Source organism: Clostridium tanneri (assembly GCF_033659955.1).
In the GTDB taxonomy this organism is placed as follows: domain Bacteria; phylum Bacillota; class Clostridia; order Clostridiales; family Clostridiaceae; genus Clostridium_AM; species Clostridium_AM tanneri.
In genome coordinates this window covers 106,344-119,401 of record NZ_JARUJP010000009.1, presented here as the reverse complement: position 1 = coordinate 119,401, position 13,058 = coordinate 106,344, and the positions used below count along the sequence as shown (strand labels likewise).

11 protein-coding genes are annotated in these 13,058 nt (G+C 31.6%); all 11 read left to right on the top strand.

Annotated features, from left to right (window positions below; all coding sequences use genetic code 11):
• The 11 genes from clpA (at position 1) to pepF (ending at position 12,896) form a co-directional block, all read left to right on the top strand.
• Positions 1-2,247: an ATP-dependent Clp protease ATP-binding subunit ClpA gene (gene clpA, locus P8V03_RS09725; RefSeq protein ID WP_318798014.1), complete on the top strand. Its 2,247-nt coding sequence runs from the start codon at positions 1-3 to the stop codon at positions 2,245-2,247.
• A gap of 41 nt (positions 2,248-2,288) precedes the next feature.
• Complete coding sequence (locus tag P8V03_RS09720; protein WP_318798013.1) at positions 2,289-2,978, top strand: Crp/Fnr family transcriptional regulator; 690 nt, start codon at positions 2,289-2,291, stop codon at positions 2,976-2,978.
• Between the two features lie 82 nt (positions 2,979-3,060).
• Positions 3,061-3,468: a hypothetical protein gene (locus tag P8V03_RS09715; protein ID WP_261670030.1), complete on the top strand. Its 408-nt coding sequence runs from the start codon at positions 3,061-3,063 to the stop codon at positions 3,466-3,468.
• Between the two features lie 143 nt (positions 3,469-3,611).
• Positions 3,612-4,406: a formate/nitrite transporter family protein gene (locus tag P8V03_RS09710; protein ID WP_318798012.1), complete on the top strand. Its 795-nt coding sequence runs from the start codon at positions 3,612-3,614 to the stop codon at positions 4,404-4,406.
• Positions 4,407-4,417: 11 nt separating this feature from the next.
• Positions 4,418-5,419 (top strand): anaerobic sulfite reductase subunit AsrA, encoded by a 1,002-nt coding sequence (gene asrA, locus P8V03_RS09705; RefSeq protein WP_318798011.1) that lies wholly within the window; start codon positions 4,418-4,420, stop codon positions 5,417-5,419.
• Positions 5,420-6,211 (top strand): anaerobic sulfite reductase subunit AsrB, encoded by a 792-nt coding sequence (gene asrB, locus P8V03_RS09700; protein ID WP_318798010.1) that lies wholly within the window; start codon positions 5,420-5,422, stop codon positions 6,209-6,211.
• Between the two features lie 22 nt (positions 6,212-6,233).
• Positions 6,234-7,181, top strand: coding sequence for a sulfite reductase subunit C (asrC, locus tag P8V03_RS09695; protein ID WP_261670379.1), 948 nt, complete (start codon positions 6,234-6,236; stop codon positions 7,179-7,181).
• 476 nt (positions 7,182-7,657) lie between these two features.
• Positions 7,658-7,915 carry a hypothetical protein gene (locus P8V03_RS09690; RefSeq protein WP_261670034.1) on the top strand — a complete coding sequence of 86 codons (258 nt, stop codon included), beginning with the start codon at positions 7,658-7,660 and terminating at the stop codon, positions 7,913-7,915.
• Between the two features lie 255 nt (positions 7,916-8,170).
• Entirely contained in the window at positions 8,171-10,471 is a 2,301-nt protein-coding gene (locus P8V03_RS09685) for an MASE3 domain-containing protein (protein ID WP_318798009.1), read from the top strand.
• A gap of 199 nt (positions 10,472-10,670) precedes the next feature.
• Positions 10,671-10,835, top strand: coding sequence for a zinc-ribbon domain-containing protein (locus tag P8V03_RS09680; RefSeq protein ID WP_261670037.1), 165 nt, complete (start codon positions 10,671-10,673; stop codon positions 10,833-10,835).
• A 267-nt stretch (positions 10,836-11,102) separates the two neighbouring features.
• Entirely contained in the window at positions 11,103-12,896 is a 1,794-nt protein-coding gene (gene pepF, locus P8V03_RS09675; RefSeq protein WP_318798008.1) for an oligoendopeptidase F, read from the top strand.
• Positions 12,897-13,058: the final 162 nt, after the last annotated feature.

Genomic DNA, 13,058 nt, shown 5'->3' with positions numbered 1-13,058 from the left:
ATGAGATTAGATAGGATAGTAAATGAGGTCATTACCGCAGCTTATAATGAAGCAAAGTATTCAAAACATGAATATTTTACTCCAGAACACATATTGTATGCTTCCTTATTTTTTAGTGAGGGAAGAGATATTATAGAAAATTGTGGTGGTGACATAGAGGAAATAAAAAAAGATTTAACAAGATATTTTCATGAAAATATAAATCTAATATCAGAAGGGGAGCCTTTAGAGACTATAGGCATACAGAATATTATAACCACTGCAGGCTCTCATGTGCTGGCAGCAGAAAAAAATATAATAAAGCTTGGAGACATCTTTATATCTATTTATGATGAAGAAGAAAGCTTTGCCAGCTATTTCTTAAAAAAACAGGGAATAAAAAGAATAGATATTCTTAACTATATTACCCATGGACTTTCAGAACTTAATTCAATATATTCTGAGGATGAACAGGAATTAGAAGATGATTATATGGATGAAGTTGAAAGTGAAAAGAAGGGTGAGTTACTACTAAAGGATTTTACCGTGGAGCTTACGGAAAAAGCTGAAAATGATGAAATTGACCCACTGATCGGAAGAGAAGATATAATAAATAGGACCATACAGGTGTTATCTAGAAGGTTAAAAAATAATCCAATACATGTTGGTGAACCAGGGGTAGGTAAGACTGCCATTACAGAAGGTTTAGCAACACTAATTGTACAAAACAAGGTGCCTAAATCTCTTCAAAAAAGTAAGATTTATTCACTAGATATGGGTTCACTGCTTGCAGGAACCAAATATAGAGGGGATTTTGAGGAGAGAATTAAGAAGGTATTAAAGAAAATTGAAAAAGAAGATAAAGCCATTGTTTATATAGATGAAATCCATACTATAATCGGAGCAGGTTCTGTATCTGGTGGTGCAATGGATGCCTCTAATATACTTAAGCCCTTTTTAACAAAGGGAAAAATTAGGTTTATTGGTTCAACAACCTATGATGAGTACAAAAAAATATTTGAAAAGGATAAAGCTTTATCTAGAAGATTTCAAAAAATTGAGGTTACAGAGCCAAACAATGAAGAGGCATACAACATTCTAATGGGCCTAAAGGAAAACTATGAAAAGTTTCATAAAGTAAGCTATACAGAGGAAGCTTTAAAGGCTGCAGTGGAGCTTTCAGCAAAGTATATAAATGATAGATACCTGCCAGATAAGGCCATAGACGTAATAGATGAAGCGGGGGCTAATGCTAGAATAAATGGAAAAGATGATGAGGTTATAGTTATTAGAAGCGGTGATATAGAAAAGGTAGTATCTTCTATGGCAAGAATACCAGAGCAGAGCGTATCTGTAAATGAGATAGAGATACTAAGAAGCTTAGAAAAGAACCTAAAGGAAAAAATATTCGGTCAAGATGAGGCCATAGATACATTAGTTAGAGCTATAAAAAAATCTAGGGCAGGTTTTAATGATGAGAACAAAACTGTAGCTAATCTTCTATTTGTAGGACCTACAGGAGTGGGAAAAACAGAGATATGTAAGCAGCTTGCAAATGCTCTTAATATTCCATTGATTAGATTCGATATGAGTGAATATCAGGAAAAACACAGTGTGGCAAGACTTATTGGAGCTCCCCCAGGATATGTAGGTTATGAAGAAGGCGGTCTTTTAACGGACAATGTTAGAAAAAATCCTTACTGTGTCTTATTGCTTGATGAAATTGAGAAGGTTCATCCAGATGTTTTAAACATACTACTACAGCTAATGGATTATGCCACTCTTACTGATAGTACAGGAAAGAAAACGGATTTTAGAAATGTAATACTGATAATGACTTCCAATGCAGGAGCAAGGTCTCTGGGAAAAACCTTAATGGGTTTTGGAGAGAGAATAACCAAAGAAGAATCTATAACTAAGGAAATAGAAAGAGTTTTTTCTCCTGAGTTTAGAAATAGACTGGATGATACTGTTATATTTAATAGAATGAATGAAGAGATGGCCCTTCTTGTAGCTAAGAAGGCTATATCAGAATTTGAAGAAAAACTATTATCTAAGGGCATAAAAGCAACAGTTACAGAGAGATGCTATAAGTGGCTATCTACGAAGGGAACGTCATTAGAATATGGTGCAAGAGAAATAATAAGAATAGTTCAGCACCAAATTAAACCTTATTTTGTTGATCAAATTCTATTTGGAGAGGAAAGAGGCGCTAATTCCTACGTAATAGATGTAGAGGACAATAAGGTTATAATAAGGGCAGAATAATAAAGCTAACAATTTTTAGGGGCTTTAAAGGGGTTGAAGTAATGAATAAAGTCACTATAGAAGATTTAAATCAAATAGAAATTTTTAAAGATATAGATACTTCAACTTTGGAAATGATGGTATCTAAGGCTATAAAGCTAAAGATTAATAAGGGAGAAATGTTATTTTACGAAAGACAAGAGGTTGATAATATATATCTAATTTTAAAGGGAAAAATGACTATGTTTAGAAGCTCAGAAGAAGGTCAAAAAAGAGTTATTTATATTTTAAGTGATGGGCAGTTTATCAATGAAGTTATCTTTGACGAACTGCCTGCCTCTATAAATTGTGAGGCCTTTGAAGAAACTTTTGTTTTAAGCTTTTTCAGAAAAGATTTGCTGGAGATAATGTCTAAGGACTTTAAGCTTACTAGGGTTATAATAAATTCTATGGCAAAAAAAATTAGAAGGCTTTACAGACAGCTTAAAAATAGTGTGCCAATAAAAATAGATAAAAAACTTGCAGCTAAGCTGTGGAAGCTCTCTAAGGATTATGGAATAGATACTGAAAATGGTGTATTAATCAATTTAAATATCAGTATTACTTACCTAGCGGATATGTTGGGGAGTACAAGAGAAACTATTTCAAGATGTATTCGTACCTTGGAAAAGAGTGGGATGATTAAAATGGAAGGTAAAAAAATACTAGTAAAAAATCCTGATGAGTTATCCATTTACTTTAGAGGAAGATAGTAATGTAAGAGTGCATTCACATATTTTTTATACTTTAATATAATGGAGTATAATGTGAATATTGAGGAGGAATTATACTATCATGAATCCTATAGTAAATTTTTATTTAATTTCTGAAGATGAGGAAGACTCCTTCGAGGAGCTAGCTGTAGGAATAAAGTCAGATAACTCTATGTATTTTACACTGCAAGTACAAGATACAGTTATACCTCCTAATGATGAAAGCACTCAGTATACTGTAGCCAAGATTGTTAAAAACTTTTACAGTGGTGAAATGGATGTATACCTTTCCAAAACTAAAAATCCAGATGAGTTACTTGAAGAAATAGGAAGCTTTGCCAATGAAACTCTAAAAACAATGTTTGGTTCTTTAAATATTAATATCCAAGATTTAGGCATTGGTGAAGAACCAAGGAACTCTCATAATAAAGATGATAAGTACGTAAAAGAGGCAATATACGAGGAGATACCTAGTGATAAGTTAAATTAATAATAAGAACTGCTGCGATAAAAAGTGGCAGTTTTTATTATTTTTCAAAAAAGTTTTTTAACCGTGATAAATATCACATTATTTTTTCTGGGAATATGTTATGTTAAATATGTAACAAAGATGATTTTGAAAGGGTGATCTATTTGTATAGTGAAGAGATTAGCAAGCTGAGTGGAGCGGCAGTAAATAAGGCAGCTTTACTTAAAAGAAGCAAAGGAAAGTATCTAGTGGCCTCAGCACTAGCAGGAATGTTCGTTGGTTTTGGTATTATACTTATATTTACTATTGGAGGGCTTCTAGGAGCTGTTAACTCACCGGCTACAAAAATTGTAATGGGACTTTCCTTTGGAGTTGCCCTAAGTTTAGTTTTAGCTGCAGGTTCAGAGTTGTTTACAGGAAATAACATGATCATGATTGTAGGAGTTTTAGAAAAAAAGGTTAAGAGCAGTGATCTTTGGAATATATGGATTTTTAGTTGGATTGGAAATTTAGTAGGTTCTATAGTATTAGCAGCAATGTTTGTGGCATCGGGGCTTTCGCAAGGTACTACAGCAGAATTTATTCTTAAAACTTCTGCTGCAAAAATGGGAGCACCTTTCATGCAATTATTCTTTAGAGGTATTCTATGTAATATATTAGTTTGCCTAGCAGTGTGGTGCTTTTTTAAACTGAAGGACGAAGCAGCAAAGCTTATAATGGTTTTCTGGTGTTTATTCGCCTTTATAACTTCAGGCTTTGAACACAGTATAGCTAATATGACACTACTTTCTATAGCTTTAATGATTCCACATAAAGCAGTGGTATCATTAGGAGGATTTGCTCATAATATTATAGCAGTAACTCTTGGAAATATTATTGGTGGAATGTTATTTGTAGGAATTGCTTATTGGTATGTTTCTAAGAAAGAAACAGAAGAAATAAATAATAAGATTGCATAGGGAGGTTTAAAATGGGATTTGTAATGAAAAATGAAAAGTTCAATAGTTTTTTAAACTCAATAGCACAAGAGTATAAGATATATGCTCCTGTACTTTTAAAGGGAAAGGGTGTTTTCTCAGATACAGATTCAGTTAGATATGGTCAAATAAAGACTGTAGAAGAAATAGTTTTTGATAAAAAGTCAAATTTTTCCCCTAAGGAAGTTATACTTCCAATAACTCAGACGTTATTTTATTTTACTGAAGACAGCGTAACAGAACCTAAAGTAGATGATAAAAAAATTCTAATATTTTTAAGAAGCTGTGATATTCATGCAGTTAAAAGATTAGATCAAATATATTTAAAGAATGGTTTTGAAGACCCTTATTACAAGAAATTAAGAGAAAAAGTTAAATTCGTTCTTATGGAATGTGAAAATAGCTTTGAAAATTGTTTCTGTGTAAGTATGGGAAGTAACAAGACAGAGGAATATGATTTGTTTTTAAGAGTAAAAGATGGACAGGTTTCTGTAGAATGTAAAAATGATGAATTTAAAGCATACTTTGAAGCAGAAGAAACAGCTGAAGTAATTCCAAGTTTTGTAGAAGAAAATGAAGTAGAAGTGAATATACCAGAAGGTTTAGATGGAAAGATATTTAAATGGGAAGGTTGGAAGGAATACTCAGAAAGATGTATCGCCTGTGGAAGATGTAATACTGTCTGTGGAACCTGCAGCTGCTTTACAATGCAGGATATTTTCTACAAAGATAACGGCAAAGTAGGTGAAAGAAGAAGAGTTTGGGCTTCTTGTCAAGTAGATGGCTATACAGATATGGCTGGTGGTCACAGCTTTAGAAAAGAAAAAGGCGATAGAATGAGATTTAAGGTTATGCACAAGGTTTATGATTTTAATAAAAGATTTGGTTATCATATGTGTGTAGGCTGCGGAAGATGTGATGATGCATGTCCTCAATATATATCATTCTCAAATTGTGTGAATAAATTAAATCAAGCAGTGAAAGAGGTGGAGTAAATGGAAAACATATATTTACCATTCCCAAGCAAAATACTTAGCATAACGACCCATACAGATACAGAGTACACTTTTAAAATGGAGTTTAAGGGTGATGTGAAACCGGGGCAGTTCTTTGAGGTTTCAGTACCAAAGTACGGAGAAGCTCCAATTTCTGTTAGTGGTATAGGAGAAGGTTGGGTAGATTTAACTATTAGAAGAGTTGGTGTGGTTACTGATGTAATTCATACTTTCTTTCCAGGAGATACACTTTTCATGAGAGGACCTTATGGAAACGGTTTTGATATAGATATATATAGAGGAAAGGAAATTATAGTAGCTGCCGGTGGAACAGGACTTTCACCAGTAAAGGGTATAGTAGATTACTTTGCAGCTCATAGAGATCAATGTAAAAACTTTAATGTTTTAATGGGATTTAAATCTCCAAATGATATCTTATTTAAAGAAGATATCAAAAAATGGGGTGAGACTATTAATGCAACTTTAACTGTAGATAAGGCAGAAGAAGGATACGCAGGAAATACTGGATTGATTACTAATTATGTTAAAGAATTAAATATTGAAGATGTCCAAAATGCACAGGTTGTGGTAGTTGGACCACCAATAATGATGAAGTTTACTGTAGCTGAGTTTATAAATAAAGGAATAAAAGAAGAAAATATTTGGGTTTCTTATGAAAGAAAGATGTGCTGTGGTGTTGGTAAATGTGGACACTGTAAGATGGATGACACTTATATATGTCTAGAAGGACCAGTATTTAATTATACTAAAGCTAAGAATTTAGTAGATTAAAAAGGGGGATTGGATTATGACTATGGATATAAATACAAAAAAACTTAAAAAGAATGCCTTCAGGGTGACAAAGGAAAGAGGAAAAACGGCCATAAGAGTAAGAGTTCCTGGTGGGCACATGGAAGCTAAGCACTTTGCTCTTCTGCAAAAGGTTGCAGAAGAGTATGGCAACGGAACAGTGCATATAACTATAAGACAGGGTTTTGAAATACCTGGAATAGATATGAATGATATGCAGGCGGTAAATGAAATGATTCAGCCTGTAATAGAGGGTTTGGAAATAAATCAAGTAGATCCAAATAAAGGATATGCTGCAGCGGGTACAAGAAACGTATCAGCATGTATTGGAAACAGAGTATGTCCTTTTGCAAACTATGATACTTCTGCTTTTGCAATGAAAATAGAAAAGGCTATATTTCCACATGACCGCCACGTTAAAATAGCCTTAACTGGATGTCCTAACGACTGTATTAAAGCGAGGATGCAGGACTTTGGAATACTTGGAATGACTGAACCTCAATACGATAAGGATAGATGTATAAGCTGTCAAGCCTGTGTTAAGAACTGTAAGAAAAGATCAACAGGTGCTTTAAGCTTTGAAAACTTTAAAGTAGTGAGAGATCATGAGAAATGCATAGGCTGTGGAGAGTGCGTTAACAAATGTCCTACTGGTGCATGGACAAGAAGCACTGAAAAGTATTATAAGTTAGTTATAATGGGCAGAACAGGAAAGAAAAATCCTAGACTTGCTCAAGACTTTATTAAATGGGTAGATGAAGAAAGTATTATTAAAATCATCTTAAATACTTATGATTATATAGAAGCATATATTGATAAGGAAGCTCCTGAAGGAAAAGAGCATATAGGATATATGGTAGATAGAAGTGGATACCAGGAGTTCAAAAAGTGGGCATTAAAAGATGTTAACTTAGGGCCTATGGCTGAAGTTAAGGAAACAATTAATTGGTAATTTATATAAAATGAAGCCGTAATAGCTTAATCATTTATTTTAAAAATCATAGTGTTATAAAGAAATAGTATATGAAATAAAAACGGGCATAGATATAGCCCGTTTTTATTTGTGTTAAATATTTGTTAACAAATTGATTGAATATTCAAAAGCATGGTTAATTTGAGTTATAATAGAAATATAAGAATTAATAATTCATAAATTAAATAAAAAAAATCATTTTTTATAAAAAAATGAAATTACCTATAAATTTTTAGAAAGTTTAGACGATAAATAACTAGAAATGCTTTCAAATTACGATAGTTTGCTTTCTATAAATCAACATGGGATAGTAATAGCTTGTAGTATCAGCTAACATAAACATAAGATATGTCCTAATCCTTGGCAATTTCGATTTATAATAAATGAATTTTTATAGTAATAAGATTATGCAGTTTATTTTGATTTAATATTTGGTGATGGAGGTAGTAGAAAAAATGAAAAACATGAGTATTTGTAGACTAGCAGAGGACCCAAGATTCAAGATTAAGGTAAGTATTGATAAAGAGATAAGTAAATTAAGCTACTTAAATGTGTTAACTGGAACAGAGTGTGAAAATCCAGATTCGGTAATACAAAGTACCCTTAAGAATAAAGAAATAAACGATAAATGGAGTTGTTTAATTGAATCAGTAAAGCAAGATAAAAGGTTATATTATAAAGTATTAGAAGGAATGCAAGTAATTGAATATTAAAATAAACTTCAGAGAAAGGCACTTTAGATAAAAATCTAAGGTGTTTTTTTATATGTGTGTTAATATTTATTCCAGAAAACTCATAAGTATTCTCATTATAAAGAATTGTTATCGAAGTTAGAAACAGAAATATATTGCAATAAATTCCTTGATAAATAAGGTACAAGATCATAAATAACTATTGAAATATATACCAATAATATGCAGTTTATGGTATTATCAATATTAATGGAAAAAACGATTGGGGGAAATGCTATGAGTATAACTAATGATAATGTCAGCGAAGCAAACCTAATAAAAAATCTTTTACTAAAGGCACTGATGTTAATGATTTTGGCCTTTGTAATAGCTTTTTTAATACACAACACATGGGTAAAGTACTTAAATATATATCATACAGTTCTAGAATTGACCTGTGTATTTATTGCTTTATCAATATTCTTTTCAATATGGTATAACTTTCAGCGAAATAAGTTAAGTAATTGCATGATAGGTTTTGGATTCTTAGTGGTTGCAGTTTTTGATGGATTTCATACCTTTTATCATTTTAAATTGAACCTTCTAAGTGATGGTTATTATGATTTATCAACTATACACTGGATACTAGGAAGGTTTACAGAGGCGTCCGTAATTTTTTTATCAGCTAAAAATTTTAAGAATAAATTAAATAAATGGGTATATCTATCTATTTCAATGGTAATAGCTTTTGGAACATCATATTTTATTGTAGAGTATCATGAGTATCTTCCTATATTATTAACAGAAAGTGGAGTAACAAAAACTAAAGTGTTTTTAGAGTATATAATAATTTGTCTCTATTCCTTTGGAATCTACAGATTTAAGGACAAGATAAAAAGTAACGGTAGATTAACCTATAGTTATGTTCTAATAGCTCTTTTTATGATGATATCTTCAGAAATATGTTTTACCCTATATAGCAGTATAACATCATTTATATGGACTGCAGGACATCTTCTAAAAATAATTTCTTACTATTGTTTATTTAAGGGGATATTTGTAAGTACAGTTGTTTATCCCTATGAAAGACTGGAAGTAAAGCATAAGGAGTTAGAGAAAGCATATTGCCAGTTAGAAGAAGCAAATAAAGAAATAAATGGCATTAGAGGCACTTTAGGTGACATACTAGATTCTTTACCAGAAGGGGTTTTTCTATATGATAGTAACAGAAAAATAAAGTATTTAAATAGAAAATTTGAGGAACTATTTCATTGTGATAGAAGTACTCTAAATAAGTTAACAACAGAAGAAGTTTCGAAACTTTTTCCAGGATTAGAACAGAATAAAAAACTTTTACCTGACAATGTATGTCTAGATTGTGGAAAAACTCTACATATAATTAGAACTTTTAAAGTTGGAAATGGTCAATATAAAAAACTTTCTATACATAGTAATAAGATTAGAGGTGGAGTACTAGGTTTAGTAAGGGATGCTAAGGAAGAACAGGAGCTTAAAAATCTTCATTTGCAAACGGAAACTATATTAAATGCAGTGAATAATGGAGTATTAATGATTGATACCAATAAAAAAATTATTCTTACCAATAAAGCTATAGAAGATATTTTGGAAATGGATAAAGAAGATATTATTGGAATGGACATTAATGAATTAAACGAACTTGTACAATTTGATGCAAAGCAGCGTTCCGGTTTGTCTTTAGAGGATAGCTCTTTCAAGGAAGTCTACGAAACATGTATAGTAACTAAAAATGGAAATAAAAAAGAATTGGAAATCCAAGTATCCTCTATTAGAAATGTTGAAGGAGAAATAATTGGGGGAATCAGTGTCTGCAAAGATATTACAAGCATAAAGAAAGAACAATTAAAAATACAGCAGCAGGAAAAGCTTGCACTACTGGGACAGTTAGGTGCAGGGATAGTTCACGAAACTAGAAATTATCTTACAACAATTAAAGGCAGATGTCAGCTCATAGAGCTAGTTGCAAAGGAAAAAGAAATTAAAGACTACGCAAAGAAAATTGACATTGATGTAAGTGAAGTTAACAGAATAATAAGTGAATTCTTGTTTTTATCTAAGCCAAGAGAAACAGAATTACAAGAAGTTTCTATGTATGATATATTTCAGTCTATTAAAAATATTGTACAGAGTTCCTCTCTGGTAAAAGGTGTAGATGTGCAAATGAATTTATCTAAAGAGGAAAGGTATTTGCTATGTGATGAAGTGCAGGTAAAACAAGTTATACTAAATATTTGTAAGAATGCAGTAGATGCAATGGGAGATAAACTGAATCCCCAGCTGATTATAGAAACAGGGTACGATGAATTAAATAATGAAATGTTTATTAAAATAACAGATAATGGGAAAGGTATATCAGAAGAAGACTTAAGTAAGATTGGTACATTATTCTTTACAACAAAGAAGACTGGCACAGGTTTAGGTCTCAATGTATGCTTCCAGATTATTAACCAGCATAAAGGTAGGATAGAGGTGGAAAGTAAGCTAGGTGAAGGTACCTCCTTTACAATAATTTTACCATGTATAGATGATGACGAAATAGAGGAACAGTGTATTGTATAAGTTTTTTCATATTATAAGCGCTAAAAAAAAATAGAAAATATTTTAAAAAATAGTAGACTTTTATAGGAAAAAGTGATATACTAAATTTTGTTAAGAAATAAGGGATTCAATATCATAAAAACATTCTCCGATTTTTGTTTTGGAAAATGGTTGTTTGTGAATTGTTAAATGCCCAGTATAAAAACGGAGGTATGTTTAAATGGCAGATAAGACATTAGTTTGTAAAGATTGTGGAAAGGAATTCGTATTTACTGAAGGCGAGCAAGCTTTCTACAAAGAAAAAGGTTTCGAAAATGAACCACAAAGATGTGCTGATTGCAGAAGAGCAAGAAAGCAAGAAAGAAACAACAACAGAAGATACTAATTAGAATTTTCATAGCTGCTAGCTTCGCTGGCAGCTATTTTTGATTTCTATTTTTATGAATGGAATTCTGTTATTTAATAGTGTTGCTGATAACTATATTCTTTATGTATTTTTTACCCACTGTAATAATAAAGTAAATTATGGGAAAACTTTTTTACATAAGTAGAGTTTATATACTATGAAAAACTAAAATTTAATAATCCTTTCTTGGAGAGATGTATTTAGTAACTTAAATAATACAAATAAGAGTTAAAAGGAGAGATTTTTATGGCAGAAACAAAAAAACTTAAAACTAGAGAGCAAATAGATCAAAAGTATAAGTGGAAAGTAGAAAAAATATACGAAAATATAGATGCTTGGGAAGAAGATTTTAAAAGATTAAAGGATATGGCACCGGAACTTACAAGCTACTCAGGAAAACTTATGGAGGGAAAAGAGCTTCTTAATTATATGAAATTGGATGAAGAGGTATCAAGATTAGCAGGTAAGCTGGCAGTTTATGCTCACTTGAAAAATGATGAAGACACAGCTAATCCAACATATCAAGCTTTAAGAGATAAAATATATTCTTATTTTGCAGAGCTTAAAAGCATGCAATCATTTTTTATACCAGAATTATTAAGTATACCGGAGGAAGCTATAAGAAAAGAAATTGAAAAGTTGCCGGAACTTAAGATATACAGCTTTTTCATAGAGGATATATTAAAAATGAAACCTCATGTTCTAACGAGGGAAAAGGAAGAATTGATTGCGGCAGTGTCAGATTGTTTGCAAGCACCAGATAAAATCTACAGTATGCTCTCTGATGCAGAGATGACCTTTCCTGTGATTAAGGATGAAAATAACAATGATGTTGAACTTACTGAAGCAAATTATGGAGGATTTATACAATCCAGAGACAGAAGGGTAAGAAAGGATGCTTTTCAAGGACTGTTCAAGACTTATAATAAGTTTAATAACACTTTAGGGGCTTCACTAACTTCCTCTATAAAAAATTTCGTGTTTATTTCAAAGACTAGAAATTACAGTAGTGCATTAGAGGCTTCTTTAAAACCAAATAATATTCCACTGGAAGTATACGATAACACAATAAACACTGTAAATAACAACTTAAGCTCTCTTCATAGATATGTGAAAGTTAAGAAAAAGCTCTTAGGACTTGAAGAAATTCATATGTATGATTTGTATGTCCCAATAATAGAAAGTCCAGTAGAGCATATAGAATTTGATGAAGCAGTTAAGGTTGTTAAAGAAGGGTTAAAACCTTTAGGAGATGAATATATTAATATTTTTGAAGAAGGTATAAGGGAAGGATGGATAGATATCTATCCTAATAAAGGAAAAAGGGGAGGAGCCTATTCTTCTGGTGATTATGATACCATGCCCTATGTACTTTTAAACTACGATTACAAGTTAAGAGATGCTTCTACGCTGGCACACGAAATGGGTCACTCTATACATTCTTACTACTCAAGAAAAACTCAGCCTTATATATATGCAGATTATTCTCTTTTTGTGGCAGAGGTTGCTTCTACTACTAATGAAAACTTATTAATAGATTATTTAATAGAGAAGGAGCAGGATAGAAATAAAAAGTTATATCTTATAAATCAGCAGTTAGAACAAATAAGAACTACTGTGTTCAGACAGGTTATGTTTGCTGAATTTGAAAAGATAACTCATGAAAACATAGAAAAGGGAGTGCCGCTAACTTCAAAGGATTTAAGTAATATATGGCACGACTTAAATGTAAAGTATTTTGGACCAGAGATGGTGGTAGATAATGAAATAGATATCGAATGGGCTAGAATACCTCATTTTTATAGAGACTTTTATGTTTATCAATATGCAACGGGATACGCAGCAGCTAATTCCTTTGCTAAAGAAATACTTAAAAACGGTGAAAAAGCTGTAGAGTTGTATAAAGGCTTTTTAAAAAGTGGTTCTAGCGATTATCCTATAAATGTACTTAAAAGAGCGGGAGTTGATATGACTACCCCTAAACCTCTAGAAGATACCATAAACAGATTTAATGAACTTCTTGATATGCTAGAAGGGTAGAATTAAGTGGTAATAGATTTAAATCTATTGCCACTTAAAAGTTTTAAGTGCTATGATATGGTACCGAAGACATTTTAATTATGACCTTCCAGTAAAAAAGATATATAATAATATTAAATAATATAAGCTTAAGTGATATAATAACTTTAGTTGCACTCTTTA

Excerpts from the sequence above, each read along its gene's own strand:
- asrC (WP_261670379.1), top strand. The coding sequence starts at position 6,234 with ATGGATATAAATACAAAAAAACTTAAAAAGAATGCCTTCAGGGTGACA.
- pepF (WP_318798008.1), top strand. The coding sequence starts at position 11,103 with ATGGCAGAAACAAAAAAACTTAAAACTAGAGAGCAAATAGATCAAAAG.
- asrB (WP_318798010.1), top strand. The coding sequence starts at position 5,420 with ATGGAAAACATATATTTACCATTCCCAAGCAAAATACTTAGCATAACG.
- P8V03_RS09715 (WP_261670030.1), top strand. The coding sequence starts at position 3,061 with ATGAATCCTATAGTAAATTTTTATTTAATTTCTGAAGATGAGGAAGAC.
- clpA (WP_318798014.1), top strand. The coding sequence starts at position 1 with ATGAGATTAGATAGGATAGTAAATGAGGTCATTACCGCAGCTTATAAT.
- P8V03_RS09685 (WP_318798009.1), top strand. The coding sequence starts at position 8,171 with ATGAGTATAACTAATGATAATGTCAGCGAAGCAAACCTAATAAAAAAT.
- P8V03_RS09720 (WP_318798013.1), top strand. The coding sequence starts at position 2,289 with ATGAATAAAGTCACTATAGAAGATTTAAATCAAATAGAAATTTTTAAA.
- P8V03_RS09690 (WP_261670034.1), top strand. The coding sequence starts at position 7,658 with ATGAAAAACATGAGTATTTGTAGACTAGCAGAGGACCCAAGATTCAAG.
- P8V03_RS09680 (WP_261670037.1), top strand. The coding sequence starts at position 10,671 with ATGGCAGATAAGACATTAGTTTGTAAAGATTGTGGAAAGGAATTCGTA.
- asrA (WP_318798011.1), top strand. The coding sequence starts at position 4,418 with ATGGGATTTGTAATGAAAAATGAAAAGTTCAATAGTTTTTTAAACTCA.